The sequence below is a fragment of the Collinsella sp. BA40 genome (genome assembly GCF_008014645.1).
Taxonomy (GTDB): Bacteria; Actinomycetota; Coriobacteriia; order Coriobacteriales; family Coriobacteriaceae; genus Collinsella.
The window spans coordinates 253,118-279,712 of record NZ_VOWY01000007.1; the positions used below are offsets into that span (position 1 = coordinate 253,118).

Below are 26,595 nucleotides of genomic sequence, written 5' to 3' on the forward strand. Positions count from 1 at the left end.
TACGGGTGTGTTTACACCGGCGCGCAATCGTTTAGTCCGCCAGGCCGTGCGAGCGGGGAGGGCGCCTTGCAATGGCGTGGCGCCGGAGAGCTGCCTGCCTGCTCCCTGGCGGTTCCGCCGCCGCCCATGCGCCATGAGGGTCGGTGCTTGAGACGCTATTCCCCCGTGCCTGAGCGGGGCGTATCTTTTGGCAACCATTCAAGGGGGCTATTTACCCGCTCGCTAGGACGTCGCCGCCGCGAGTGCGGGCGGCGCCGTAGACTACATCCTTACTGTGGATATTCGATGCCTTGGATGGCTGAGTAGAAAGGACGCCGCATGAACGTCGAGCGTCATCACGCATATGCGGTTGCCACGGCGGGAGCGCTGCTGGCGTTTACCCTGGGACCGTCTCAGGCGCTGGTGCCCAGCATGGGCGGCTGGGTGCCCGCGGCCTACGCCGCTACCGCGGATAACGGTCTGCCGCAGGTGGCGAAATACGTGAAGGTAAGCGATGCGACGGTTCAGGCCGGCACGTACTCCTTCGTGTCCACGTCGTCCAACGACGGCAAGCTGCGCATCATGCACCGCACCGACGGTCAGGCCAAACTCGACCGGTGCGCGGCCAAGAACACGGGCGAGGTCCTCGCGCCCGTCGACTGCGAGGTGGGCGGTCTATCTGGCAAGCACACCCACGAGTGGGGGATCGAGAGCGTGGACGGCGGCTTCGCCATCCAAAGCAAGACGGGCGATGGCCACTACGTGCATATCGAGTCGGGCAAGGCCGAGGCCGCTGCGGGCGCGCAGGCCCTGCAGATCCAGCGCATGGACGACGGCGCTTTCAGCATCGGCCGCCAGGTGGGCGGGGCCATGAAGTACCTGGCCTACACCGCCGGCGGCTGGTCGGTTTCCGATACCCCCTGCGGCATCTCGCTTTACCGTCAGACCATGGTGGCGCCCCAGGTCGTTCCCAACGGGAAGGGCGATACGGGTACCACGGAGAGTCAGCCGTTCGCCAAGGGTACGGGCGGCAGCCAGAACTACCGCATCCCGGCGCTGACCACGTTGGCCGACGGCACGCTGTTCGCCGCCATCGACGCGCGCTGGAACACCCAGGCCGATGCCGGCGGTCTTGACACGATCATCTCCACGTCGAAGGACAACGGCAAGACCTGGTCGTACAGCTTCCCCAACTACTTCAACGACAGCACCGATGCCTATAACAACAAGGCTACGGCGTTCATCGACCCGGTGGTCGTCCAGGACGACGCGGGCGCCATCCATATGATGGTCGACCTGTGGCCGGGCGGCGTGGCGCTGAACTCGGCATTCAAGAACAACCCCGTCAACGGCAGCGGCTACGTGCAGATCGAGGGCAAGCAGCGTTTAGTGCTCTATGCGTCCGCCGATGCCGACGAGCAACGCGCGGCCGGCGCCGAGCGCGGCGAGGGCTATACGCACTATGTGGGCGACTTCGCCGCCGACGGCAAGGCGCCCGTGATCAAGGTCTCGGACAACACCGTCGAGTACTATGTGGATCGCGAGTTCTTCCTGTTCAACAAGGACGGCGAGCCCATCTACTGCCCGCAGATCGGCAGCTCCGATTACGTGCAGCAAAACGTGTTCTACTTCAACGCGACCCTGCACGTCATGGCGACGTCGTACCTGTGGCATATCACCTCGACCGACGGCGGCGCCACCTGGTCGGCTCCCAACATGCTCAACGAGCAGGTGCGCGCGGGCCGCTCCTCGAACGATTGCTTCTACGGCGTCGGCCCGGGTCGCGGCCTCGTGACGTCCACGGGCCGCATCATCCTGCCGTGCTACACCTATAAGCGCGGCCACGGCGACGGCAACAGCAGCGTCATCTACTCCGACGACAACGGCCGTACCTGGAAGCGCAGCAGCGATATCGCCCGCCAGACGTCCGAGGCCACCGTGGTGGAGGCCGACGGTCGCCTGTACCTGTTTGCGCGCCATGGCTGGTACGCCGTATCCGACGATGACGGCGCTACGTGGAAGGACGAGAAGACGCTTGCGAGCAGCGGGCTCGATATCACCACGACATGCCAGGTCGATGCTCTCACGTACTCCCAGAAGATCGATGGCAAGACGGCCATCATCCTCTCGGCACCCACCGGCGGCAGCCGTGCGAACGGCAAGGTCTTCGTGGGCCTGGTGGAGAAGGACGGCTCCCTTACCTGGAAGTACAACGTGCCCGTCACCGCGAATGGATCGCATTTCGCCTACTCCTGCCTTGCCGAGAAACAGGACGGCTCCCTCGGTCTGCTCTATGAGGCCGCCAACGCCGACATTATCTACCGCGACCTTGCGATCGAGGACGTGGCGCCCGGCGCGCTCATCGGCAACAAGCGCCTGGTCACCGTGCCTTTGTACGGCACGTTCAGCCATACCGTCGAGGGCGCGTTCACGGGATACGGGGATATCGACCGCTCTATCGTGGATATCCGCGTGACCGACAACGAGGACGGCACCAAGACCGTGGCCTACACGGGCAAGGCGGAAGGGGAGGTTCGCTTCACCGAGGAGTCGAGCGGCGCCGTCTACACCGTGCGCGTGGCGCCTAGACAGCTGGTCGAGCGTGCGGTCGATCCGGGTCAGACCATCTCCGAGGCGCTGATCGGGGGCGGCATCACGCATGATCCCGACACGGCGATCGCTACCGCGAAGCTCGCGAGCAGCCCGCTGGTCGACGTGATCGGCGAGGTGCCCGGCAGCCTGGGCACGGATGCGTCGTTCACGGGCGAGGCCATCGCGCTGAGCCGTGCGTTGTTCACCTTCACGGCCGACGGCGACGGGTGGACCGTGGCCAGTACCGTTTCGGACGGCAAGGCGGTTTATCTGAACCTGGATTCGACGGGCTTCCCGGGTAACGCCGCGCCCAGGAAGATCGATCTGCGCGTCGGGGAGAAGGAGGGCACGGTCAAGCTGTACGACGCCGCCGCCAACCGGTATCTGCATTTCCATCGCAACGGCACCGCGGTGTTCGACCGCTGCACCAACGATACGAGCGGCGCGGACTGCTACGAGCTCTACCGCAAGACCGAGGGCGCGTCGTCCGAGATCGCGGGCTACGAGCGCCTGAACGGCAAAGATACGGTGAAGAACGGCGACAAGCTGCTGATCGTGGCGCGTGTCGACGGAGCTGACGGCGCGGCCGACACGCTCTATGCGCTCAACCCGTCGCTCAGCACGTCGAATAAGTACGCCCACGTGGTGAAGGTCGATCCGGAGCGAACCAGCACGACGCTGTCCATCACAGGCGTCGCCCCAGGCGTGACCGATATCGCGGTGGGCGACACGGTCTATCGCGTCACGGTCCGCGGTCTGATGGCGCCCACGTTCAGCTGGAGTGACGATTACTCCCATGCGACCGCCACGTTCGAGCGCGCCGAGGGCGGTGATGCCGTGGAGATGGACTGCACGGTGACCAGCGAGCGTGTCGAGCCTACGGCGAGCAAGCCCGGCCGGGTCACGTACACGGCCACCGTCGAGCGCGATGGCCGGACGTATACCGATGTGCGGATCGTCGAGCTGCCCGCGATCGGCGGGCCCGATCTCGACCCGCTGCCCGATCCGGCTCCCGGGCAGCCCGGCACGCTGCCCGAGCCCGAACAGCCCGAGGCACCGGGCCAGGGTGCCGACGGTCCCGATGGGCGGCCCGGGACGAACGGCTCCTCCGCGTTGCCCGCTACCGGCGACGCGGCCGCTGCGGCAGGCGTCTTCGGTGCGCTTGGCGCCGCCCTTGCTGCCTGGGGCGTCCGTCGAAAGCGTCGGTAACGCGTTGCCGGGCGCTCGACGTCGGGCGTCTGGGTGCGGCTTTGGAGCGCTCGGCCATTGCCGGGGCGATACCAGATCGCCCCGGCAATGGATTCGAGCGCCTTCGCGCGCACGGGTGCTCCGCGCCGGCGCATCTTGCTCAAACGAATGCGGCCCAGGACGCGCAACATCCCGGGCCGCTGTTTTTTCGTTGATCTCCTATCGCCATTGCGCATGAGAGATAAAAAGAAAACAGGCCAGAGTTTTAAGTACTCTGACCTGCTGTCTTCTCTGGAGCGGGCGACGGGAGTCGAACCCGCCTCATCAGCTTGGAAGGCTGAGGTTCTACCGATGAACTACGCCCGCATATGGTCGGGACGACAGGATTTGAACCTGCGACATCCTGCTCCCAAAGCAGGCGCGCTACCAAACTGCGCCACGTCCCGACGTCCAAGGAAGAAGTATATAGCTTCAAGGCGTCCGGGGCAACGGCTGGTTTGTCCTCCATCATCTTTTCGCGAGGCCCGCGACTCGTCGACATTCGTTGCATAACGGTTTCGCGGCGTGGAACAATACGTAGCGGTGCCATTCTGCACTATGATAGAAAACGCCGCGCCATCTACGGCGCTACCGTCAAAAGGAGTTTCCATGAGCTATACCCAGCGTGTCATCGCAGAGCTGCACGAGCGCTATGCCGATCAGCCCGAGTTCATCCAGGCGGCGGACGAGGTCCTCACCTCCATCGCCCCCGTCGTCGACAGCGAGCCCGCCTACGAGCAGGCCGGCCTTCTCGAGCGCCTGGTCGAGCCCGAGCGCATCATCATCTTCCGTGTTCCGTGGGTCGACGACGCCGGCACGTGCCACGTGAACCGCGGTTATCGCGTCGAATACAACTCCGCCATCGGTCCCTACAAGGGAGGCTTGCGCTTCAACCCCACGGTAACGCTTGGCATGCTCAAGTTCCTGGGCTTCGAGCAGATCTTCAAGAACGCGCTCACCACGCTGCCCATGGGCGGCGGCAAGGGCGGATCGGACTTCGATCCCAAGGGCAAGTCGAATAACGAGATCATGCGTTTCTGCCAGTCGTTCATGAACGAGCTCTACCGCCACCTGGGTCCCAATACCGACGTTCCCGCCGGCGACCTGGGCGTAGGCGGTCGCGAGGTGGCCTACATGTTCGGCCAGTACAAGCGCTTGCGTAACGAGTGGACCGGTGTTTTCACCGGCAAGGGCCTGTCTTTCGGCGGTTCGCTCGCCCGTACCGAGGCAACCGGCTACGGCCTGGCCTATTTCGTGGACGAGTACCTGAAGTGCCATGGCGATTCGTTCGAGGGCAAGTCCGTGGTCGTCCATGGCTCCGGCAACGTCGCCATCTACGCTATCCAGAAGGTGGCCCAGCTGGGCGGCAGGGTTATCGCCGCGTCCGATACGAAGGGTTGGATCGAGGATCCCGCCGGTATCGATTATCGCGTACTGGAGGACATCTATAACAAGAAGCGCTCGGGCAACGATCGGGGCGTGAGCCTCGCCCTGTATACCGAGGCGAGCGAAACCGCCGTGTGGCACGAGGGCGATGGCCGCGGCGTGTGGCAGCTGCCCTGCGATATCGCGCTGCCCTGCGCTCGCGAGAACACGTTGCTGCTCGAAGACGCGCAGGCGCTTGTGGCGAACGGCTGCAAGGTCGTGGGCGAGGGCGCCAACATGCCCACCACGAGCGAGGCGACCGAGTACCTCATCGAGCACGGCGTGGCATTCATGCCCGGCAAGGCGGCCAACGCCGGCGGCGTTGCCACGTCCGGCCTCGAGATGAGCCAGAATGCCGAGCACCTGTCGTGGACGTTCGAGGGGGTCGACGGCAAGCTGGAGTCCATCATGCGCGGCATCTACCATGCGTGCGACGACGCCGCGGCCGCCTACGGCTTCGAGGGCAACTATATGGTCGGCGCCAACATCGCGGGCTTCAAGAAGGTCGCCGACGCCATGATGGCGCAGGGCATCGTGTAACGAGCCGTTGCCGATGCGGCGGGGGAGCGCCCGTCGTTTGGATGCGCGCCCGGCTGAGCGAAGCCGGGCGCGCACTCGTATATGGATGAGGCGTGGCGCGCCGGCCGCTTGCAGCTTCATGGTGCCGCGGGTTCATGTATCTGCTATCATACAAAAGTTGCTGTATCGTGCGCGGGCGTGGCGGAATTGGTAGACGCGCTGGGTTTAGGTTCCAGTGGGATTCCCGTGAAGGTTCGAGTCCTTTCGCCCGCACCATGCGGCATCTGCAGTTTCGTTGTCAATTGGGTAGATCGGCACCCCGTTAACGCCGATGGTTTTTGAGGAGGAACGTTGAACATCACTGCTTCCGACGTACAGGACGCCAAGCTCACCGCTACTGTCACCATTCCCGCGGCCGAGGTCGATGCCGCTATCAAGAAGGCTTATAAGGCCATGGCCAAGCAGTACCGCTTCCCGGGCTTCCGCCCCGGCAAGGCCCCCCGCGCCGTCATCGACAGCGCTCTTGGTTCCGAGGCCGCCCGCGCCCAGGCTACGAACGAGCTTATCGGCTCCAACGAGGGCGCTGTGCTCAACGAGCTCGATATCGTCCCGGTGAAGGAGGGCAACTACGAGAACATCGAGCTTGCCCAGGATGGCACCGACTACACCTATGTCGTCGAGTTCACCCTGCGTCCTGCGCCCGTGCTCTCCTCGTATGAGGCCGTAGCCATCGAGATGCCGCCGGCGGAGGTCACCGAGGCCGAGATCGACTCCCAGGTCGAGATGCTCATGGGCTACCACTCCACCTTCGAGGACGTCGAGCGCGGTATCGCCGACGCCGACTTCGTGACCCTCGACATCGAGAACGTCAAGAACGCCGAGGCCCTGGCTGGCGAAGGCCGTATGTACGCCATGGGCTCCCAGTCGCTGCCCGAGGCCTTCGAGGCCGGCCTGCTCGGCCTGAATGTGGGCGACGAGAAGGAGATCTCCTGGACGCCCGAGGGTGCCGAGGAGGCTACCGTGCAGGTCGTCGTCAAGACCGTCAAGGAGCGCAAGGTTCCCGAGCTTACCGATGAGTTCGTTAAGGAGTCTTTCGACTTCGAGAGCGTCGAGGCCATGCGCGACGCCATCAAGATCGAGATCGAGGCCGACAAGAACTCCAAGCTGCCCTCCCTCAAGGAGAGCCGCGCCGTCGCCAAGCTCGCCGAGCGCCTCGAGCTCGAGGAGATGGATGCCGACTACGAGCAGTCCGTGTTCTCCGAGCTGGGTCAGAACTTCCTGCAGAACCTCTCTGCGCGCGGCATGACCCTCGACACCTGGCTGTCCGCCAACGGCCTGACCTCCGAGGCCTTCATCGCCGACCTGCACCAGCAGGCCAACGATGTGGCTCGTGAGTCCCTGGCTCTCGACGCCCTCGCTCGCGAGCTCAAGATCGAGGTCACCGAGGAGGACATCGACAACGAGTTCGCCAGCGCCGGTATCCAGGACGTCGCCGCTTCTAAGGCCGCCTTCCTCGCCGATGGCCGCATGCCCGCCGTTCGTGACTCCATCCGCCGCTCCAAGGCCGTTGACTGGCTGGTCGAGGGCGCCGAGGTCACCGAGGTCGACGAGTATGCCAAGGCCGCTGAGAAGGACGCCGAGTAGCGCCTCCTCTTTTGACTCGTAGCCCTTGGGTTCGGGTAAAGTATCATACCGGGTATCACCGGATACGTTCGTACGGTGCATCGATTTACAGCTAAGGCGAGATCGGGCACCGTACGCCTATATACACGCCAGCCGAAAGGAGAGGATATGCTTCCAAGGATCGAATCCGCTCTTGTTCCCTACGTTATCGAGCAGACCCCCCGTGGTGAGCGCAGCTACGATATCTACTCGCGCCTCTTGAACGACCGCATCATCTTCTTGGGTGAAGAGATCAACTCCGTGACCGCGAACCTCGTGATCGCGCAGCTGCTTCATCTCGAGAGCCAGGATTCCGAAAAGGACATCTCGCTCTACATCAACTCCCCGGGTGGCGAGGTCTATTCCGGCCTGGCTATCCTGGACACCATGAACTACATCAAGCCCCAGGTATCCACCATCTGCGTGGGCATGGCTGCTTCCATGGCGGCCGTGCTACTGAGCTGCGGCGCCAAGGGCAAGCGCTTCTGCCTGCCCAACTCCATGGTGATGATTCACCAGCCCAGCGGCGGCGCCCAGGGACAGCAGACCGAGATCGAGATCGCCGCTCGCGAGATTCGCGAGACCCGCGCCACGCTCAACAAGATTCTTTCCGACGCCACCGGCCAGCCGTTCGAGAAGGTCCAGGCCGATACCGAGCGCGATAACTATATGCGTGCCCAGGCCGCCCTCGAGTACGGCTTGGTCGATCGTATCGTTACCTCGCGTGTCGACGCTGCGAAAGCGAGCAATCAGTAATGGCAGATTTCACGTCCGATAAGCACGGCAACGACGTCGTTCGCTGCTCCTTCTGCGGTAAGACCCAAGAACAGGTGCGCAAGCTCGTCAAGGGCCCCAGCAATACCTTTATCTGCGACGAGTGCGTCGAGGCGTGCTCAGAGATCCTCGAGGAATCGCTCGCCCAGGACTTCATGGCTGCCGCCCAGTACGGCATTCCGATGGAGGAGTTCGATGATGACGCGGCCGTCGCCGATGCGCCGCGCTCGACCCACGAGGTGGCCTCTACGCTCATCAAGCGCGTGCCCACGCCGCACGAGATCTACGACGAGCTGTCCCAGTACGTGATGGGCCAGGAGGATGCGAAGCGCGCCATGTCCGTGGCCGTTTACAACCACTATCGTCGCGTTCTCATGGGGGATACCGGGGCTCACGCGTCCAACCGCGATGCCATCGCCGGTTCCTCCGAGCTGGACGATGTCGAGCTCGCCAAGAGCAATATCTTGCTGCTGGGGCCCACCGGCACCGGCAAGACGCTGCTCGCCCAGACGCTCGCCCGTATTCTGGAGGTACCCTTCGCCATCGCCGATGCCACCGCCCTCACCGAGGCCGGCTATGTTGGCGAGGATGTCGAGAACATCCTGCTCAAGCTTATCTCCGCTGCCGACGGCGACATCGAGCGCGCCCAGATCGGCATCATCTACGTCGACGAGATCGACAAGATCGCCCGCAAGGCCGAGAACCTGTCGATTACGCGCGATGTGTCGGGCGAGGGCGTGCAGCAGGCGCTGCTCAAGATCCTCGAAGGCACCGTCGCCAGCGTTCCGCCCACCGGTGGCCGCAAGCATCCCCAGCAGGAGCTGCTGCAGATCGATACGACCAATATCCTGTTCATCTGCGGCGGCGCGTTCGTCGGTCTCGACAAGATCGTCTCCGATCGCGTGGGCAACAAGGGCATCGGTTTCAATTCCGAGATCGCCGGTCCCACCAGCGCCGACGAGAACGATCTGCTGCATCAGGTTCTGCCGCAGGATCTAAACGCCTTCGGCATGATCCCCGAGTTCATCGGCCGTACGCCCGTGATCACGCAGACGCAGGCGCTCGATGAGGACGACCTGGTCCAGATCCTCACCGGTCCGCGCAACGCCATCACCAAGCAGTATCGTCGCATGTTTCAGATCGAGGGCTGCGAGCTCGAGTTCGAACCCGATGCCCTGCATGAGATCGCGCATAAGGCGCTCGACCGCAAGACGGGCGCGCGTGGTCTTCGCTCAATCTGCGAGGAGTTGCTGCAGCAGACGATGTTCGACCTCCCGAGCGAGGAGAACGTTGCCAAGGTCGTGGTGACCGCCGCCGCCGCTCGCGGAGAGGAACAGCCCATCCGAATCCTGAACGGTGCCGTTGCCGCCACCAAGCCGCAGTCGCTCGACTTGGATTAGCTCTGGCGGTCTCCTGTATTCGCCGCGTTGAATTCGTACAGCCGGTTCGCACGTCTTGTGCGAGCCGGCTGTTTGCATCGGCTCCACGATAAGACGCGGACGCGCCGTTCGGGCTGCCGTCGTAGGCGGCCTATCGAGATTGTCTATGTAGCCGCTTGAGCGCGATGGCTGCCTCGGAGCAGGTGCGCTTCTATGCTATCCTGTTGCACCGGTTATGAACTTATGTCCCATCGTTCGGTCGCGTCGGATCGTTCAGGTTCATCGATGACGCCGGCGCGTTCGCTCGGAGGAAGGAAATCCCCATGGAAGAGATGCCGAAGACATACGACCCTGCGGTCAACGAGCCCGCTATCCTGCAAAAGTGGCTCGATGGCGGTTACTATAAGCGCCGCGAGGGCGTGGGCGACTGCACGGTAACCATTCCGCCGCCCAACGTCACGGGTATTCTCCACATGGGTCACGCCACCGACGACTCCATCCAGGATGCAATTGTCCGCATGGCGCGCATGCGCGGCCGCTCGACCCGCTGGATTCTGGGCACCGACCATGCCGGCATCGCCACGCAGACCAAGGTCGACAAGAAGCTCAAGAGCGAGGGCGTTTCTCGCCTGGAAATCGGCCGCGAGAAGTTCCTCGATGCCTGCTGGGACTGGACGCATGAGTACGGCGGCACCATCGTCGAGCAGATCAAGCGCATGGGCTGCTCCGTCGACTTCGACGGTGAGCGCTTCACCATGGACGAGGAGTACGCTGAGGCGGTGCGCAAAGTGTTTTGCGACTGGTACCACGATGGTCTCATCTACCGCGGCAAGCGCATCGTCAACTGGTGCCCCGACTGCACTACCGCTATCTCGGATGACGAGGCGGAGTACAAGGAGGAGGACGGCCACCTGTGGCACCTCCGCTACCCGCTGACCGAGCCCGTCAACGGCCAGGAGTATATCGTCGTGGCCACCACCCGCCCCGAGACCATGCTCGGAGACACCGGCATCGCCGTGTCCAGCAAAGACCCCGAGAAGGCGGCGTTCGTCGGCAAGACCGTGCGCCTGCCCATCGTCGACCGCGAGATCCCCATCTTCGACGACTGGCACGTCGATCCCGATTTCGGCTCCGGCTTCGTCAAGGTCACCCCGGCGCACGACCCCAACGACTACGCCATGGGCGAGGCCCACGGTCTGCCGAAGATCAACATCTTCGACGAGCACGCCGTCGTCGTCGAGGGCTACGGAGAGTTCACCGGCATGACGCGCGACGAGTGCCGCGAGGCCGTGCTGGCGTGGTTCGAGGAGCACGGCCTGCTCGACCATATCGACGAGCACAAGCACTCCGTCATGCATTGCTACCGCTGCGACCAGACCCTCGAGCCCTGGCTCTCCGAGCAGTGGTTCGTCGCCGTCGACAAGCTCAAGGAGCCTGCGCTCGACGCCGTGCGCGACGGTCGCGTGACCTTCCATCCGGCACGCTGGACCGATACCTACACCACGTGGATGGAGAACCTCAAGGACTGGTGCATCTCGCGCCAGCTGTGGTGGGGCCATCGCATCCCCGTGTTCTATTGCGAGGAGTGCGGCTGGGAAGACGCCTGCATGGACGATGTGACCGTGTGCCCCAAGTGCGGCTGCGCCCACGTGCATCAGGACGAGAACGTGCTCGACACCTGGTTCAGCTCCCAGCTGTGGACCTTCGCCACGCAGGGCTGGCCGCAGCATCCCGAGCAGCTCGAGGGACACCATCCCACCACGGCGCTCGTCACCGCGCGCGATATCATCGCCCTGTGGGTGGCCCGCATGGTCATGAGCTCGCTGTACTTCCTGGACGAGGTTCCGTTCCACGACGTCGTGATCTACCCGACGATCCTGGCGAAGGACGGTAGCCGCATGTCCAAGTCCAAGGGCAACGGCGTGAACCCCATGGACCTCATCGATATGTATGGCGCCGACGCCATGCGCTACAACCTGCTGACGCTGTGCACCACCAACCAGGACGTCAAGTTCGACGCCGATATCGATAAGAAGACCAAGGCGCTCAAGGGCTCGGCCCGCACCGAGCAGGCCCGCGCGTTCGTCACCAAGATCTGGAACGCCAGTCGCTTCCTGCTCATGAACATGGAGGGCTACACCCCCGGCGAGCCCGTGGCGGAGACCGCGGCCGACGCCTGGATGTTCAGCCGCCTGGCCAAGGCCGTGCGCATGGTCACCGAGGGCATCGAGAACTACACCTTCGGCGAGATGGCCCGCGGCGTCCAGAACTTCTTCTGGAACGAGGTCTGCGACTGGTACGTCGAGGTCACCAAGACCCGTCTCAAGGACGACGCCGCCCGCTTGCAGGCCCAGCGCAACCTCATCTTCGTGCTGGATACCTCGCTGCGCCTTATGCACCCGCTCATGCCCTTCGTCACCGAGGCCATCTGGGACACCATGCCCGCGAGCTACCTCGACATGAACGACGACGGCTCCTGCGAGCGCGCCGAGGCCCTTATGATCGCCTCTTGGCCCGAGCCGGCCGATTTCGAGCGGTTCATCGACGAGCCCGCCGAGAAGTCCTTCGAGCTTACCCGCGCCGTGGTCACGGGCGTCCGCACGAGCCGCGCCCGGTACCGCATCTCCCCGAAGGAGGCGCTGCGCTGCGAGATCAAGGCCGCATCCGATGACGTGGTGGCTGCCATCCAGGGCATGTCGGAGTTTATCTGCGGTTTGGCGAACGTGAGCGAGCTCGTGGTATCCCATGCTGACGGTTTCGTGAAGCCGGATAAGGCCATCGCCCTGCCCGGTGCCGATTTCGACGCCTACGTCGTCATGGGCGACCTCGTGGATTTCGAGGCCGAGCGCGCCCGTATGGAGAAGGAGCTCAAGGCTGCCGAGAAGGAGCTGGCAAGCGCGGAGAAGACCCTTTCCAACCAGGGCTTCATCGCCAAGGCCGCGCCCGAGATCGTGGAGGGCAAGCGCGCCCGCGCCGCCGAGCTGGCCGAGACCATCACCGCGCTGAAGGCGCAGCTCGCCGATTTCTAAACACCGTTGCTCGTGCTGGCCCGGACGCCCTCGTGGCTTCCGGGCCATTTTGCCGAGGTCTCAGTGTGACCGGCATCCTCGTGGCACTAAATGTAAGTATTGAGTCTTTCGGGCGCTGGATTCATGCGTGTATATAGCTCGAAATCGTACACGTGACCATTTTGAGTCGTCATCGGCTCTGAAATCACCGGTTTTAGACGGATGCCGTCCTCGTTTCAATTTGGAAACGAGATCGACGGACTCAATTATTGCAATTACTGCCAGGCACGACCTAAGAAATGACGATTTTGGAGAGAACATGGCAAAGCGTTCCGATCCATATTCAGTTCCCTTCGATGTTCCGCTGTTTTCATACACCGAAGCGGTTCGCCTGGCTGCCGACACCGGCATGTTGCCGGGAACGACGGGCCCGCTTCTCGAAACGGTCGTCGACATGCTCGACGAGCTCGGCCGTCCGGACGAGCACTTCGATTGCATACAGATAGCCGGAACGAACGGCAAGACATCTACCACGCGATTTACCGCCGCGCTTCTTCACGCCGAGGGCTTTCGTACGGCCCTTTATACGTCTCCCCAGCTCGTGCGTTACGAGGAGCGCATGGAGGTGGATGGCTCCGTTGTGTCATCCGACGCCTTTCGTCGCGGAGTGTCATGTGCGGCCGAAGCCGGTCGTCGCGTGAACGCACGCAGGGCTGCACAGGGACTCGATGCCTATACCATCACACCGTTCGACCTGCTTACGGTGGCCGCTATGGTTGTGTTTGCCGAGGCACGCGTGGATGTGGCCGTGCTCGAGGTGGGCATGGGCGGCCGTTGGGATGCGACGTCGGCCACCGATCCGCGTGTCGTGGCGGTGACCGGTATCGGATTGGACCACGTGCGCATCCTGGGCGATACGCTCGAGGCCATCGCGGGGGAGAAGGCGGCGGTGATCAAGCCCGGGCGCTCCGTCATTTTGGGCGAGGGCACCCATGAGCCGTCGGTTGCGCGCGTGATGCGGGAGCGGTGCGAAGCGTGCGACATCGAGCCGTGGTATTCCGCTCACGAGCTCACTAAACGCCCCGCGCATCTGGGCGATACGGTCGGGTTTTCCTGCTCGGGCCCGTACGGCTCATATAGGTACCAGATCGCCAAGCCCGTCTATCAGGCACAGAATGCGGCATGCGCCGTTGCGGTGGCGGAGTCGTATCTGCGACGCGCCCTCGATTCGGCGGCCGCCCTGTCCGCGTTGGATGCCTGCCCCATCCCGGGCAGGTTCGATGTGGTGCGCCGCGATCCGCTTGTTCTGGTCGATGCATGCCATAATCCCCAGAGCTGCGAGAACTTCGTCGCAGCCTTAGACGAGCTCGATCCGTGCGTCGACGGTCGCCCGACGCTGCTCTTGGCAGCCTTGTCAGATAAGGACGTCGACGGCATCATCGAGCATCTGGTGCCGGCGTTTCCCCGTATCGTCGTAACGGAAACCTCGTCCGACCGCGCGCTTCCATGCGATGAGCTCGCGGGCATGGTCGCTGCCGCGCTCGAGCGTTCCGGTAGGCCTGCCGACTGCCTCGTTGCAGCATACGGCTCCGTATCCGAGGCGCTCGATGAGTGCGGCCGGCGTGGCGAAGCGCTTGTCGCGGCCGGTACGATCACGCTTGCCGGCGAGGTGGCAGGGCTGCTGCGCATATAGGCCCGTCTGGTGAAAGGCGCGCTGCGTCTGCAAGAGCGCCCCGGTCCACCGTTCATCGCGGTGGACCGGGGCGCTCTCGATGGCTGCTTCATCCGGGTTGGTCGCAGGCCAGGGAAGCCTGAATCCTGCTTGACCTACAGGAAACGGTATTGCACGGTGCCGACGCCGACGTTCACGAAGTTGAGTGCTCGCGCGACGGCGGGCTGCATATCGATGACGCGCCCGTGAACGTAGGGACCGCGATCGTTGACGTAGGCGATAACCGATCGGCCGCCGTAGCGGATCTCGACGCGCGTACCGAACGGCACGTTGAGCATGGCGATACCCATGGAGGTCTCGGTCACGATCTCGCCGCTGGCGGTGGTGCCGCCCATAAAGCCATCGCCGATGCCGTAGTACGACGCCACGCCCGAGAGCCAGCCGCCCTGGTTGGTGGAGGTATCTCCATCGCCGCCCTGGTCGGGTTTCGAACCGGTGGAGCCACCGCCGCCCGAGCCGTCGGGCTGGGGAGCGGGTTGCGGGTTGGGCTGCGGACTTGGTTGCGGCTGCGGCTGAGGGGTGGGGGCGGGCTCCGGCTGCGGGGCAGGGGCCGGTGCGGCGGGCTTAGCGGGTGCTTGCTGCTCGACTTGTTCGATCTGCTGCTGCGCCTGCGCCGCCGCCTTGGCGGCTTCCGCGGCGTTTTCCGACGCGGCCTTCTGCTCGATCTCGGCATGTGCGCTCCTAGCCGAGGCGAGCGCTTCGTCCGCTTTGCGCTGCTGCGTTACCGCGGCGTCCTTTGCGGCTCCGAGGTTCGAGAGCTTGGCCTGCAATTCATCGTGGGCGGCGTTGAGGTCTTCCAGGGCGCGCACGTGACGTGACTGGATGGTATCGAGGTATTTGCCCATCTCGATCAGATCGTTGAGCGATCCGGCCCCGAAGAGCATCGATAGCAGGTTCGCGCCGTCGTTTTGCTGCTTGTACATGGCGACGGCTGCATCCGATGCCGCACGGCGCTTTGCGGGAAGGACGTCTTGCTCGAGCGCTATGATCTCCTCGGCGAGGGCGTCGACCTGCCCTTGTAGATCTACGGACTTTGCCCGTGCCCGGCTATAGGCCGAAGTGGCTTTCGTTACCTCGTTTGCAAGCCGGGCGAGCTCGCTGTCGGTGCGAGCAGATGCGGCGTATGCCGCCGGTACGCCAGCGAGTCCGAGGGACATGCTGAGGCCTGCGATACAGAGCAGGCGTGCGTGCCTGCGTATCGGCGCGCCGATTTCGTGTGCTGCGTCGCGATCGTGCATAAACCTCACCTTCGACCGAGTACGTTCGTGAAAAGTATACGCTGTAGAATGCTCACCTTAAAGTTGAACTTAAAGGTTCACAGGGGTACCACGACCGTCGATGGCTGCCTTGCGACTGGCGATAGCGGCCAGGATGTCCCCTATACGCCTGTCTAGCTGCTGATTTATCGTGAGACTTCAGTTGCATGTAGGCGACATGGCGAACGGTCGCCGTGACCGTCGCCGCGATGCGCGGCGTGCTACCCTTGGCTTGAATAACGTTGCGCATCGGTTGGATGCGGATGTAAAGGAGGAGCATTCATGGCGTTCGTGCACCAGAACCGTATCGATTCCGTGCTATCTCGTCTCGAGGCGCTGCGTCCCGGCGCGCAGCTGCTCGTTACCGATCCCTGGTCGATCTTCTATCTCACGGGGTTCTATGCCGAGATGTACGAGCGCTTTTCCGGCGTGTTGCTGCGAGCCGGCTCCACTCCCGTCATCTTCGATAACGCGCTCTATCCTATCGATGAGTATGAGAATGCCGAGGTCGTGGTGTTCTCCGATACAGACGACCTCTGCGATGTCCTCATGCGCTCCATCGATCCGACACGTCCGCTTGGCATCGACGCACAGATGCGTTCCGGCTTCCTGATTCCGCTTCAGGAGCGCGGGGCGGCCGCGTCCTACTTCTTGGGTTCGGGCGCCGTGGCGGCGACGCGTGCCATCAAGGACGCCCGCGAGCAGGAGCTCATGCGCGCCTCGAGCCGCATCAACGACGCCGTGATGGCGCAGCTGCCCGCGCTCGTGCACGCCGGCGTGACGGAGCGCGAGGTCGCATCGCAGCTGCTCGATCTCTACGCTGCGCAAGGATGCGAGGGCTTCTCGTTCGCGCCGATCGTGAGCTTCGGGGCGAACGCTGCCGATCCACACCACGAACCCGATGCTACCGTGCTCGGGGACAACCAGGTGGTGCTGTTCGATATCGGTGGCCAGTATCGGGGCTATTGCTCGGATATGACGCGCACCTTCTTCTGGGGCGAGCCCGATGCCGAGAGCTCGCGCATCTACGACGTCGTCCGCGCGGCCAACGAGGCGGCGGAGCGCATGGTCCGTCCCGGCGTGCGCTTCTGCGATATCGACCGAGCGGCGCGTTCGGTTATCGAGGATGCGGGCTACGGCCCCTATTTCACTCATCGCCTGGGTCATTCGATCGGCTTGCAAGATCATGAGCCGGGCGATGTGTCGCTGGCCAACGAGGCGCTGGTCGAGCCCGGTATGACCTTCTCGATCGAACCGGGGATCTATCTCCCCGGACGCACCGGCGTGCGTATCGAGGACTTGGTGCTCGTGGGCGAGGAGGGAGCCGAGGTGCTCAACTCCTTCACCCACGAGCCTACGCGAATCGACCGCTAGACTTCGTCGGCGTCGAGGGAGGCGACAACGTCCACGCCGGTATCCAGGATGTTGGGGAGCACGATGTCGCCCATGCGGACGGGGGCGTCCACGCACAGGCGCCGCAGCTCTACCATGGCGTCGGCGTGCAGCGCGCGGGGGATGGCCTCGGCCGTGCGGACGGGCAGCAGCTCGATGTCGGATCCCGTCACCGGTACGGTGGTAGCGAGGATGCGCATCGGGCAGGTGATCTCTTGGCGCGCGAAGGCCTCGCCGCGCGGACAGCGGTTGCCGTTCACGTCCACAACGAGCGCGGTGCCGGCGTCGCGCTCAACCTCGACGGCGAGCAGGCATTCCGACGGGCAGGTGGTGCAGTGGAAGCGCTCTGTGGTGCTCATCGTGCGTCCTCCTCGATTGATTCGATGCTCAGCGTGATGCGGCCCTGCGCGCGTTTCAACATGGCGGGTGTGACGGGCACAGATTCCATGATGCTCGGCTTGAACGCACGCGGCTTTCCGCAGAAGAGCGTCTCGTCGCCCGAGATGATGCGGATGCGCCCGCATTCGATGGGCGCGCGCACGCGAAACCAGATCTTTACGAGGGCGTCCACGCCGTTGATACGCGACGGCACCGCGTAGCCCGCCAGGCCCGCCGCCTCGACGGCGATGGCGTCCTGCGACTCGTCTTCGCGATCGCTTTCGCGGAGCGCCCAGGTGGCGGCGGCGCGTCCGGCGCGCTGGGCCTCGGCAGTGGCGTTATCGGCCAGGTCGTGGACGTGCAACACGTTGCCGCACGAGAAGATGCCGGGGACGGACGTCATCAGCGACTCGTCCACCTTCGCGCCACGTGTGCGCGGGTCCAGCTCGACGCCCGCTTTGGTGGAGAGCTCGTTTTCGGGGATGAGGCCCACCGAGAGCAATAAGGTGTCGCAGGGCACTACCCGCTCCGTGCCGGGGATGGGGGAGAGATGCTCGTCCACGCGCGACACCTCCACCGCTTCCACGCGCGCGTCTCCGATGATGCGCGTCACGGTGGTGGATAGGTGCAGCGGGATGCCGAAATCCTCCAAGCAATTCTTGACGTTGCGATAGAGGCCGTTGGCATAGGGCATCAGTTCGTAGACGCCCTCGACCTCCATGCCCTCGAGCGCGCAGCGGCGCGCCATGATGAGGCCGATGTCGCCCGAGCCGAGGATGACGGCGCGCCTGCCCGGTGCGAGGTTCTCTATGTTGATATAGCGCTGGGCGAGGCCGGCGGTGAAGACGCCGGCGGGCCTGCTGCCGGGAATCTTGATCTCCGAGCGCGTGCGCTCGCGGCAGCCCATGGCGAGGACCACGGCGCGCGCATCGAGCTCGAGCAGCTCCTCTTCGCTCATGCAGGTGACGCGGTGCGCGCCGCCCCCGACGGTATCCGCATCGCCGTCGATGGCGATGACCATGGCGCCCGTGTGCACGTCGATGGGTAGGGCCGCCACCTCGTTGATGAGGCGTTGCGCGTATTCGGGGCCCGTCAGCTCCTCTTTGAAATGCTCGAGGCCGAAGCCCGGGTGGATGCACTGGCGCAGGATGCCGCCGAGATGGGCATCGCGCTCCACGATGGCGACGCGCGCCCCCGCTTGCTGCGCCGCGATGGCCGCGCCCATGCCGGCCGGACCGCCGCCGATCACGACGACGTCATAGGCGTGCGCGACCGCCGCGGTCGCTGGAATGGTGCTCGTCATGCCTGTACCTCCTTGAGCGGACCGAACACGATCTGCGAGCCCGCGTCCTCGAGGAGCACGTCGCTCGGGCTGCAGCCCAGTTCGCGTGCGAGGATCCGCACGACTCGGCTTTGGCAGAAGCCGCTCTGGCAGCGGCCCATGCCCGCGCGGCAGCGGCGCTTCACGCCCTCTACGGACACGGCGCCCGGGGTTCGATGAATGGCCTCCACGATCTCTGCCTCCGGTACGGTTTCGCAGCGGCATACGATGCGCCCCCAGGCCGGATCGCGCTCGATAAGCGCGCGCTTGCGCTCGGTGCTCTCGCTATCGAAGTCCACGGGTCGCTCGCGTAGGGGGTTCCAGCCGGGTTTCTCGGGCAACGCGATGCCGGCTTCGTGCAGCAGCGCGTCCATGCGCTCGGCTACCGCCGGGGCGCTGGCCACGCCGGGCGATTGGATGCCCGCGGCCTGGAAGAGACCGGGCGCGAGCGTGGAGGGCGCGATGAAGAAGTCGTTGAGCCCCTTGATCACCGCGCGCCCGCCTGCGAACGTGCGCACCACCCGGCGCGTATCGAGGTCGGGGACGAGCTTGCGCGCACCCTCCAGCAGCTCGTTCACGTCGGCGGCGTAGGTGTCGGTGTCGCCCGCTTCGCGGATCGCGGCGGTCGCGGTGATGACGGTGTTGCCGTGCACGGTGCCGGTGACGATCACGCCTTTCGACACGGGGGTCGGGATGGGGTAGAGGGGCATGAGCGGTGTCTCCTCGTGGTCGAGGACCGCGATGTTGCCCTGTCGCCATACCATCTCGAACGGCTCGCCGCCCGCCATGCGCGAGACCTCGCCGCAGCCGTTTCCCGCTGCGTTGATCAGCGTCTTCGCGCTGAAGTCGCCCGCTTCGGTATGGAGGATGAAGCGTCCGTCATCGTCGCGATCAACCCCGTCGAGGCGCGCGCCCCTGTGGAATTCGACGCCGTTTGCCGCCGCGTTCTCCGCTGCGGCAATGGCGACCTCGAAGGGGTCGACGTATCCGGTTGACGGGCACCACAGCGCGCAGGTCGCGTCGGCGTTGGCACGCGGCTCGTGCTCGCGTATCTCGTCTCCCTGTATAATTCGCAGGTCCGGTACGCCGTTGGCGCGGCCGTTTTCAAGTAGGTGCTCGAGGTGCTCGCGGTCGGTCTCGCTGAATCCAAGCACCATCGATCCGGTTCGGTTGAAGCCGAAGCCCAGCTCGCGGGACCATTGCCCGTACAGCGCGCAGCCGCGCGCGTTCACGCTGGCCTTGCAGGTGCCGGGTGCGGGGTCGTAGCCCGCGTGCACCAGGCCGCCGTTGGCCTTGGTGGTTCCGCAGGCGATATCGTTGGCTGCTTCGATGACGGCGATCGATGCGTCATAGCGGGCGAGCTGCCGGGCGATGGCGCACCCCGTGATGCCCGCGCCCACGATGACGATGTCGTAGCGCTGCATAGTCCCTCCTGATTTCGTGAACATATGCCCAGTAACTACTTCATCGTAGACTGTCGGGCGCCGCACGGTCCGTGGTATAGACGAACCGTCAACTTCCTTCCGCGAACGGCGGCACGGGATGCGCCGCCGACCAGCGGACGCTGCGTCCTTACAGGGGAACATCGGGGCCGCCGCTGGATGAATAATGGACGAACGGACGCGATGCGGTATACAATGCCAAAAGATTCTGTACCGTGCACGCTGCATCCCATGTGAAAGGAGCCCTTGTATGTCCAAGTACATCCAGGAGCTCATGTCGCCGCAGCTGATGATGGTGTTCTACCTGTTCATCGGCTTCGTGGTCGCGCTCTACCTGCTCTCCGTCATCTACGTGTTCATCGACGCCAAGCGTCGCGGCGCCGAGCCGTTCTGGCTGTGGGGGATCGTCTCGTTCATCCCCGTGGTGGGCCTCATCGCCTATCTCGCGCTGCGTCCCAACTCCTATGCGTCCGAGCGCGAGGAGATGGATCTTGAGATGGCGCTGCGCGAGCGCCAGCTCGCGGAGTACGGCGCCTGCCCCAAGTGCGGCACCACGATAGAGAAGGATTTCGTGGTGTGCCCTGTCTGCAACACCCAGGTGCGCAACGTATGCCCGTCTTGTCGCAAGCCGCTCGACGCGCATTGGAAGGTATGCCCGTACTGCCGAACACATATTCAATAACGCGCTGCACGCGTCCCGCTTCTGCGCGGGGCGCCGAGCGGAAGCGTCCTTGCACCCGCCTGGCTCCTTGCCGGCGGGTGCGTTCGTTTTGGGGCCGCTGCATATAGCGTCCCCATTTCGATGCAAAACGGGTACACTTGATAAACTTGACACCACTATGTGACCACTGCTTCTTAAGGAAGGTACGCATATGAAGGCACTGTACAACGACGGCTCCGTGGCCGAGGTCGAATCGGACGAGGCCCAGCACGTCATTCGCCACTCCGCCGCGCACATCATGGCCCAGGCTATTCTGCGCCTCTATCCCGAGGCCGACTTCGCCTACGGCCCCGCTACCGACAACGGTTTCTACTACGACGTCGACCTGGGTGACAAGAAGATCTCCGAGGACGACCTGCCCGCCATCGAGGCCGAGATGAAGAAGATCGTCAAGGAGAACCTCAAGTTCCAGGTCTTCGAGCTGCCTCGCGAGGAGGCCATCGCCCTCATGGAGGAGCGCGGCGAGAAGTACAAGGTCGAGCACATCGGCGACCTGGCCGATGACGCCCGCATCACCTTCTACCAGCAGGGCGATTACATCGACATGTGCGTAGGCCCGCACCTCACCTACACCAAGGCCCTCAAGGCCTTCAAGCTCACCGGCGTCTCCGGTGCCTACTGGAAAAACGACGCCAGCAACAAGATGCTTACCCGCATCAACGGCACGGCCTTCGCTACCAAAGACGAGCTCGAGGCGCACCTCACGTTCCTCGAAGAGGCCAAGAAGCGCGACCATCGCCGCATCGGCCGCGAGATGGACCTGTTCATGATGCGCGACGAGGCCCCCGGGTTCCCGTTCTTCCTGCCCAACGGCATGATCCTCAAGAACACCCTGCTCGACTACTGGCGCGAGATCCATCACAAGGCCGGCTACGTCGAGATCTCCACGCCGCAGATCATGAACAAGAGCCTGTGGCTCACCTCCGGCCACTGGGACCACTACAAGGACAACATGTACTCCACGATGATCGATGACGAGGAGTACTGCATCAAGCCCATGAACTGCCCGGGCGGCGTGCTCGTGTACAGCTCCAAGCCGCATAGCTACCGCGAGCTGCCCATCCGCGCCGGCGAGATCGGCCTCGTGCACCGCCACGAGCTCAAGGGCGCCCTGCACGGCCTGTTCCGCGTCCGCTGCTTCAACCAGGACGACGCGCACCTGTTCGTCACGCCCGAGCAGCTCACCGACGAGATCGTGGGCGTCGTGCGCCTGATCGACTCCGTGTACCAGAAGTTCGGCTTCAAGTACCATGTGGAGCTTTCCACCCGCCCCGAGGACTCCATGGGCTCCGACGAGGATTGGGCCGCTGCCGAGGAGGGTCTCAAGGTCGCACTCGATAAGCTGGGCATGGATTACGTGGTCAACGAGGGCGACGGCGCCTTCTACGGTCCCAAGATCGACTTCCACCTGGAGGATTCCCTCGGCCGCACCTGGCAGTGCGGTACCGTGCAGCTGGACTTCCAGATGCCGCAGAACTTCGACCTCACCTACGTGGACGCCGATGGCGAGAAGAAGCGCCCCATCATGCTGCATCGCGTGTGCTTCGGCTCCATCGAGCGCTTCATCGGCATCCTGATCGAGCACTTCGCGGGCAAGTTCCCCGTGTGGCTCGCGCCCATGCAGGTCAAGGCCCTGCCCGTTTCTGAGAAGAGCCGCGATTACGCGCACCAGGTTACCGAGCAGCTCGAGGCGGCCGGCATCCGCGTGGTGTGCGACGATCGCGACGAGAAGATCGGCTACAAGATTCGCGAGGCCCGCGGCGTCGACCGCGTGCCCTATATGCTGATCCTGGGCGAGAAGGAGGTCGAGGCCGGCAACATCTCCGTCCGCGACCGTTCCAACGAGACCGTCCCCATGGATATCGAGGCCTTTATCGAAAAGGTCGTCGAGGAGACTCGCATACGCGCCTAACGCGCCGTTGCGCGGGGCGTCCGGCCAGATGGCCCGGGCGCCCCGTTTCTTTTCGAGCGGGGCGGCGCCGCTGCCCGCATTCGGCATGATCGAAGGGGGCTCAGGTGGAAGAACTGCTATCTGTCGAGGCGCGTTACGCTGAAGCCGCCGGTGCGCGCTCCGCATGGGTTGTCGAGGCATCCCATGCGCCCGCGGCGCTCGCGCGCACGGGCTTGGCGGCCGAGGCCGTCCTGGTGGTGTGCGCGAACGATTTCGAGCAGGCGTTTGCCCACGGCTTTCCCTGTCGATGCGTGCGGTTCCTGAACGCACCCGTGGTCGATGATTTCGTTGGAGCAAGTATCGAGGCGCGTTCAGCTGGCCTGCCTGTGATCTGGTTCGTCAACAGCGTAGGTTGTCGCGGTCTTCGCGTGGCCGACGTGCGGTCTTTGGCCGCTCGCGCTCGCGAGCTCGACGTCTTGCTCGCGGTAGACAATACCGTTCCATCGTTTTTCGGCTGCCGCGCGTGCGAGCTCGGCGCGGCCGTGGTCCTCGAGGCGCTCGACCGCGTCATGGCGGGAGCGGGGCCGTGTCGCGCGGTGGCGGTGAGCGTCGCGCATCCGCATGGACGGTACGCGCGCCGTCGCTATACGGATGAGTGCGCCGCGTGGGCCTTCGACCATATGGAGCGCATGCGTGCCGCGGGTTCGCTTGACGTCACCGGCCGCACGGGCGAGCTCGCGACCGTCCTGGGCTCCGGCATCGCATCGATGCCGGCGCGTATGCAGGCGCACATGGATCACGCGCGCGCCGTGGCCGAGTATCTGGCGGCTCACGACGGCCTTCGTTCCGTGAGCTACCCGGGTCTTTCGAGTCATGTCGACCGCTCGCTCGCCTCGACCGTGCTTTCGCACGGGGCCGGGCCAGCCATCGATATCGAGCTGCCAAGTGGTTGGACGGCTTCCATGCTGTTCGATTCACTCGACTCCGCCTATCGTTCGAGCCCGGCCGGCGGTGCGCATACGCGCGTGTCGGCGCTCGACGGCGTAGACGGGTGCGCGGTGCGCCTGTTCGCGGGCACCGACGATCCCCTGGGCGTCATCGACGACCTCGATCGCGCCCTTGCAGCCTCGCTTCGCGACGAATGCCCGTCGCGCTAGGTCCGCCGTCATCAATCGCAATCGTCTGGCTCACTTCTGAAGGGAGTCGTTACCGACAATGGTGGGTTCTGCAGAATTGATCGAGAGCGTCGTTGTGGGTATCGCGCTCGCCATGGACGCCATGGCCGTCACGTTGTCCAACACGCTGTGCGAGCCCGATATGACCCGGGCCAAGAAGCTCGCGATGCCCCTGGCGTTCGCGCTCTTCCAGGCGGCCATGCCCGTGGCGGGCTATTTCGGCGGCACGCTCATCGCCCCGATTATCGAGGCCTATTCCGGCATCGTGTCGTTGGTCATCCTTGCGATCGTGGGCGGCAAGATGGCGCTGGAGGCGCTGCGCGAGATGCGCGAACCCGAGGCGTGCTCGCCGTCGAAGCTCACGTACGGAACCATCTTCCTCGAGGCGATCGCCACGTCTATCGATGCTTTCGTGGTAGGCGTATCGCTGGCGGCGTCTGGGGCCAACATCGTGCTATACGGCGCCTCCATCGGCTTCACGACGCTTCTGTGCTGCCTGGCCGTGTTGGCGCTGGGCCGCCGCCTGGGCGAGCGCTTCGGTGCCCGCGCGCAGCTGGCTGGCGGGATCGTGCTGGTCTGCATCGGTCTCAAGGCGTTTGCCGCATAAGGCCCTATCGATTGCCAAATAGCTCGGGCATGCGCTGCTCGAGCAGCTCTTCCACCTCGTGCTGGAGCGTGCGGTAGGCGAGGAGGGCCTGCTTGCCCTCCTCGGTGAGGTGCGAGCCGCGCGCGCCTTCGCGCACGAGCAGTTCGAACCCCAGATGCGCCTCGGCTTCGCGCACGAGCCTCCAGGCTTTCGAGTATGCCATGCCGATCGCCTTGGCCGCCTGGTTGAGGGAGCGGTCGCGTTCCACGCCCTCGAGTAGCAGGGCGCACCCCTGGCCGAATGCGCCGGGCAGCTGTTCGTCGGCAGCCGTGATGAGCAGGCGCGCGGAACCCTGAAGATGCACGGTCGGCCCTCCTTTCGCAACATGGCGAGTTTCTTGATACATCATGTTATTCAAATACAGCCCATTGTAGCAGCACCGTCTGCGCTACAATGTCTGTCAACCTATTCGTTCCGGTGTCGGTAAGGAGTACCATGGCCACGTTTTTCCCAGGTGAGTCCCACACGTTTTCCGAGTATCTTCTCGTTCCCGGTTATTCATCTTCTGAATGCGTGCCGACTAACGTCTCGCTGAAGACGCCCCTCACGCGCTTCAAGCGCGGTGAAGAGCCCGCAATCACCCTCAACATCCCCATGGTCTCCGCCATCATGCAGTCGGTCTCCGGTGTCGATATGGGCGTTGCCCTTGCCACCGAGGGCGGCCTGTCCTTCATCTACGGCTCCCAGACCCCCGAGTCCGAGGCCGCTATGGTCAAGGCCGTCAAGGACCACAAGGCCGGTTTCGTCGAGAGCGACTCCACGCTTACGCCGGATATGACCATGGAGCAGGTCATGGAGCTCAAGGAGCGCACGGGCCACTCCACCATGCCCGTCACGGACGACGGCACCCCGCGCGGCAAGCTCCTCGGCATCGTCACCAGCCGCGACTATCGTCCCAGCCGCGACGATCATTCCAAGAAGGTCTCCGAGTTCATGACGCCCCGCTCCGAGCTCATCGTGGGCGATAAGGACATCACGCTCAAGGACGCCAACGATCTTATCTGGGACAAGAAGCTCAACGCCCTGCCCGTCGTAGACGATAACGACCATCTGGTCGGCATCGTTTTCCGCAAGGATTACGATTCCCACAAGACCAACCCCAACGAGCTGCTCGATGCTAACAAGCGCTACATGGTCGGCGCTGGTATCAACACGCGCGACTACGCCGAGCGCGTGCCGCTGCTCGTCGAGGCCGGCGCGGACGTGCTGTGCATCGACTCCTCCGAGGGCTTCTCCGAGTGGCAGAAGCGCACCATCGAGTGGATCCGCGCGAACTACGGTGACTCCGTGAAGGTTGGCGCCGGCAACGTCGTCGACGCCGAGGGCTTCCGCTTCCTGGCCGATTGCGGCGCCGACTTTATCAAGGTCGGTATCGGCGGCGGCTCCATCTGCATCACCCGCGAGACGAAGGGCATCGGCCGAGGCCAGGCCACCGCGCTCATCGACGTGTGCCGTGCTCGTGACGAGTACTTCGAGGAGACCGGTATCTACGTTCCCGTCTGCTCCGACGGCGGCATCGTGTACGACTATCACATGACGCTGGCGCTCGCCATGGGTGCCGACTTCCTCATGCTCGGTCGTTACTTCGCTCGCTTCGACGAGTCTCCCACCAGCCGCGTAAACGTTAACGGCCAGTACATGAAGGAGTACTGGGGCGAGGGCTCCGCGCGTGCCCGCAACTGGCAGCGCTACGATCTGGGTGGTGCGCAGAAGCTTTCCTTCGTCGAGGGCGTCGACTCCTACGTACCGTACGCCGGCTCCCTTAAGGACGGTGTGAACGGCACCCTGTACAAGGTTAAGTCCACCATGTGCAACTGCGGTGCGCTCTCCATCCCCGAGCTGCAGGAGAAGGCTCGCCTCACGCTCGTTTCCGCTACCTCCATCGTCGAGGGCGGCGCGCACGACGTCGTGGTCAAGGACTCCCAGCAGAGCGTGAGCTACAACTAATTGCTGCGGTTTCCGTACGGAAACGGTACAACGCATTTTTAAGGGATTGCCCGCAACGCGGGCAATCCCTTTAATATGAGTTGAACATTGTCAAGAGGCAAAACCGGCCCGGCCGTCCGCGGAGCTACC

General features: G+C 64.2%; 18 protein-coding genes and 3 tRNA genes. 14 read left to right on the forward strand and 7 right to left on the reverse strand.

The window, feature by feature from the left end:
* Positions 1 to 318: 318 nt before the first annotated feature.
* Positions 319 to 3,780: an exo-alpha-sialidase gene (locus E4J93_RS03620; RefSeq protein ID WP_147588110.1), complete on the forward strand. Its 3,462-nt coding sequence runs from the start codon at positions 319 to 321 to the stop codon at positions 3,778 to 3,780.
* Between the two features lie 271 nt (positions 3,781 to 4,051).
* Here E4J93_RS03620 and E4J93_RS03625 read toward each other — a convergent pair.
* Positions 4,052 to 4,125 (reverse strand) — tRNA-Gly (locus E4J93_RS03625).
* A gap of 3 nt (positions 4,126 to 4,128) precedes the next feature.
* A tRNA-Pro gene (locus tag E4J93_RS03630) sits at positions 4,129 to 4,205 on the reverse strand.
* A gap of 202 nt (positions 4,206 to 4,407) precedes the next feature.
* On the opposite strand from E4J93_RS03630, the gene gdhA reads away from it, so the two are divergent.
* The 7 genes from gdhA to E4J93_RS03665 all read left to right on the forward strand — a co-directional run bounded on the left by gdhA (position 4,408) and on the right by E4J93_RS03665 (position 14,258).
* Positions 4,408 to 5,763, forward strand: coding sequence for an NADP-specific glutamate dehydrogenase (gdhA, locus tag E4J93_RS03635; RefSeq protein ID WP_147588111.1), 1,356 nt, complete (start codon positions 4,408 to 4,410; stop codon positions 5,761 to 5,763).
* Between the two features lie 171 nt (positions 5,764 to 5,934).
* Positions 5,935 to 6,018, forward strand: a tRNA-Leu gene (locus tag E4J93_RS03640).
* A 75-nt stretch (positions 6,019 to 6,093) separates the two neighbouring features.
* Positions 6,094 to 7,386 (forward strand): trigger factor, encoded by a 1,293-nt coding sequence (gene tig, locus E4J93_RS03645; protein WP_147588112.1) that lies wholly within the window; start codon positions 6,094 to 6,096, stop codon positions 7,384 to 7,386.
* A gap of 147 nt (positions 7,387 to 7,533) precedes the next feature.
* Complete coding sequence (locus E4J93_RS03650; protein ID WP_147588113.1) at positions 7,534 to 8,160, forward strand: ATP-dependent Clp protease proteolytic subunit; 627 nt, start codon at positions 7,534 to 7,536, stop codon at positions 8,158 to 8,160.
* Entirely contained in the window at positions 8,160 to 9,578 is a 1,419-nt protein-coding gene (gene clpX / locus E4J93_RS03655; protein WP_147588114.1) for an ATP-dependent Clp protease ATP-binding subunit ClpX, read from the forward strand. The genes E4J93_RS03650 and clpX overlap by 1 nt, the downstream gene beginning before the upstream one ends.
* 302 nt (positions 9,579 to 9,880) lie before the next feature.
* A complete protein-coding gene (locus E4J93_RS03660) occupies positions 9,881 to 12,586 on the forward strand; it encodes a valine--tRNA ligase (protein ID WP_147588115.1) in 2,706 nt (901 codons plus the stop codon).
* A 298-nt stretch (positions 12,587 to 12,884) separates the two neighbouring features.
* Positions 12,885 to 14,258 (forward strand): folylpolyglutamate synthase/dihydrofolate synthase family protein, encoded by a 1,374-nt coding sequence (locus tag E4J93_RS03665; protein ID WP_147588116.1) that lies wholly within the window; start codon positions 12,885 to 12,887, stop codon positions 14,256 to 14,258.
* Positions 14,259 to 14,392: 134 nt separating this feature from the next.
* On the opposite strand, the gene E4J93_RS03670 is transcribed toward E4J93_RS03665, so the two are convergent.
* Complete coding sequence (locus tag E4J93_RS03670; RefSeq protein ID WP_255431899.1) at positions 14,393 to 15,454, reverse strand: RlpA-like double-psi beta-barrel domain-containing protein; 1,062 nt, start codon at positions 15,452 to 15,454, stop codon at positions 14,393 to 14,395.
* 381 nt (positions 15,455 to 15,835) lie between these two features.
* Here E4J93_RS03670 and E4J93_RS03675 point away from each other — a divergent pair, with 381 nt between their 5' ends.
* Positions 15,836 to 16,927, forward strand: coding sequence for a Xaa-Pro peptidase family protein (locus tag E4J93_RS03675; RefSeq protein ID WP_147588118.1), 1,092 nt, complete (start codon positions 15,836 to 15,838; stop codon positions 16,925 to 16,927).
* Here E4J93_RS03675 and E4J93_RS03680 read toward each other — a convergent pair.
* Genes E4J93_RS03680 through E4J93_RS03690 form a run of 3 tightly spaced genes read right to left on the reverse strand, consistent with a single transcriptional unit; the run spans position 16,924 to position 20,068 of the window.
* Positions 16,924 to 17,304, reverse strand: coding sequence for a DUF1667 domain-containing protein (locus E4J93_RS03680; protein ID WP_147588119.1), 381 nt, complete (start codon positions 17,302 to 17,304; stop codon positions 16,924 to 16,926). The two genes, E4J93_RS03675 and E4J93_RS03680, sit on opposite strands and share 4 nt — an antisense overlap.
* Positions 17,301 to 18,626: an NAD(P)/FAD-dependent oxidoreductase gene (locus E4J93_RS03685; RefSeq protein ID WP_147588120.1), complete on the reverse strand. Its 1,326-nt coding sequence runs from the start codon at positions 18,624 to 18,626 to the stop codon at positions 17,301 to 17,303. Before E4J93_RS03685 ends, E4J93_RS03680 begins: the two co-directional genes overlap by 4 nt.
* Complete coding sequence (locus E4J93_RS03690; RefSeq protein ID WP_147588121.1) at positions 18,623 to 20,068, reverse strand: NAD(P)/FAD-dependent oxidoreductase; 1,446 nt, start codon at positions 20,066 to 20,068, stop codon at positions 18,623 to 18,625. Before E4J93_RS03690 ends, E4J93_RS03685 begins: the two co-directional genes overlap by 4 nt.
* A gap of 268 nt (positions 20,069 to 20,336) precedes the next feature.
* Between E4J93_RS03690 and E4J93_RS03695 the strand changes: the two genes are divergently transcribed.
* The 4 genes from E4J93_RS03695 to E4J93_RS03710 all read left to right on the forward strand — a co-directional run bounded on the left by E4J93_RS03695 (position 20,337) and on the right by E4J93_RS03710 (position 24,480).
* Positions 20,337 to 20,768: a zinc ribbon domain-containing protein gene (locus tag E4J93_RS03695; RefSeq protein ID WP_147588122.1), complete on the forward strand. Its 432-nt coding sequence runs from the start codon at positions 20,337 to 20,339 to the stop codon at positions 20,766 to 20,768.
* Between the two features lie 190 nt (positions 20,769 to 20,958).
* Entirely contained in the window at positions 20,959 to 22,719 is a 1,761-nt protein-coding gene (gene thrS, locus E4J93_RS03700) for a threonine--tRNA ligase (RefSeq protein ID WP_147588123.1), read from the forward strand.
* 104 nt (positions 22,720 to 22,823) lie between these two features.
* Positions 22,824 to 23,855 (forward strand): PLP-dependent transferase, encoded by a 1,032-nt coding sequence (locus E4J93_RS03705; RefSeq protein ID WP_147588124.1) that lies wholly within the window; start codon positions 22,824 to 22,826, stop codon positions 23,853 to 23,855.
* Between the two features lie 58 nt (positions 23,856 to 23,913).
* Positions 23,914 to 24,480: a manganese efflux pump MntP family protein gene (locus E4J93_RS03710; RefSeq protein WP_147588125.1), complete on the forward strand. Its 567-nt coding sequence runs from the start codon at positions 23,914 to 23,916 to the stop codon at positions 24,478 to 24,480.
* A 4-nt stretch (positions 24,481 to 24,484) separates the two neighbouring features.
* Here E4J93_RS03710 and E4J93_RS03715 read toward each other — a convergent pair whose 3' ends face one another.
* Positions 24,485 to 24,823: a winged helix-turn-helix domain-containing protein gene (locus E4J93_RS03715; RefSeq protein WP_255431900.1), complete on the reverse strand. Its 339-nt coding sequence runs from the start codon at positions 24,821 to 24,823 to the stop codon at positions 24,485 to 24,487.
* A gap of 131 nt (positions 24,824 to 24,954) precedes the next feature.
* On the opposite strand from E4J93_RS03715, the gene E4J93_RS03720 reads away from it, so the two are divergent.
* Entirely contained in the window at positions 24,955 to 26,466 is a 1,512-nt protein-coding gene (locus E4J93_RS03720) for an IMP dehydrogenase (protein WP_147588127.1), read from the forward strand.
* Positions 26,467 to 26,595: the final 129 nt, after the last annotated feature.

Bases quoted from the DNA above. Each gene is read 5' to 3' on its own strand.
- E4J93_RS03620 (WP_147588110.1), top strand. From the start codon at position 319: ATGAACGTCGAGCGTCATCACGCATATGCGGTTGCCACGGCGGGAGCG.
- gdhA (WP_147588111.1), top strand. From the start codon at position 4,408: ATGAGCTATACCCAGCGTGTCATCGCAGAGCTGCACGAGCGCTATGCC.
- E4J93_RS03650 (WP_147588113.1), top strand. From the start codon at position 7,534: ATGCTTCCAAGGATCGAATCCGCTCTTGTTCCCTACGTTATCGAGCAG.
- clpX (WP_147588114.1), top strand. From the start codon at position 8,160: ATGGCAGATTTCACGTCCGATAAGCACGGCAACGACGTCGTTCGCTGC.
- E4J93_RS03660 (WP_147588115.1), top strand. From the start codon at position 9,881: ATGGAAGAGATGCCGAAGACATACGACCCTGCGGTCAACGAGCCCGCT.
- E4J93_RS03665 (WP_147588116.1), top strand. From the start codon at position 12,885: ATGGCAAAGCGTTCCGATCCATATTCAGTTCCCTTCGATGTTCCGCTG.
- E4J93_RS03670 (WP_255431899.1), bottom strand. From the start codon at position 15,454: ATGTCCCTCGGACTCGCTGGCGTACCGGCGGCATACGCCGCATCTGCT.
- E4J93_RS03675 (WP_147588118.1), top strand. From the start codon at position 15,836: ATGGCGTTCGTGCACCAGAACCGTATCGATTCCGTGCTATCTCGTCTC.
- E4J93_RS03680 (WP_147588119.1), bottom strand. From the start codon at position 17,304: ATGAGCACCACAGAGCGCTTCCACTGCACCACCTGCCCGTCGGAATGC.
- E4J93_RS03685 (WP_147588120.1), bottom strand. From the start codon at position 18,626: ATGACGAGCACCATTCCAGCGACCGCGGCGGTCGCGCACGCCTATGAC.
- E4J93_RS03690 (WP_147588121.1), bottom strand. From the start codon at position 20,068: ATGCAGCGCTACGACATCGTCATCGTGGGCGCGGGCATCACGGGGTGC.
- E4J93_RS03695 (WP_147588122.1), top strand. From the start codon at position 20,337: ATGTCCAAGTACATCCAGGAGCTCATGTCGCCGCAGCTGATGATGGTG.
- thrS (WP_147588123.1), top strand. From the start codon at position 20,959: ATGAAGGCACTGTACAACGACGGCTCCGTGGCCGAGGTCGAATCGGAC.
- E4J93_RS03710 (WP_147588125.1), top strand. From the start codon at position 23,914: ATGGTGGGTTCTGCAGAATTGATCGAGAGCGTCGTTGTGGGTATCGCG.
- E4J93_RS03720 (WP_147588127.1), top strand. From the start codon at position 24,955: ATGGCCACGTTTTTCCCAGGTGAGTCCCACACGTTTTCCGAGTATCTT.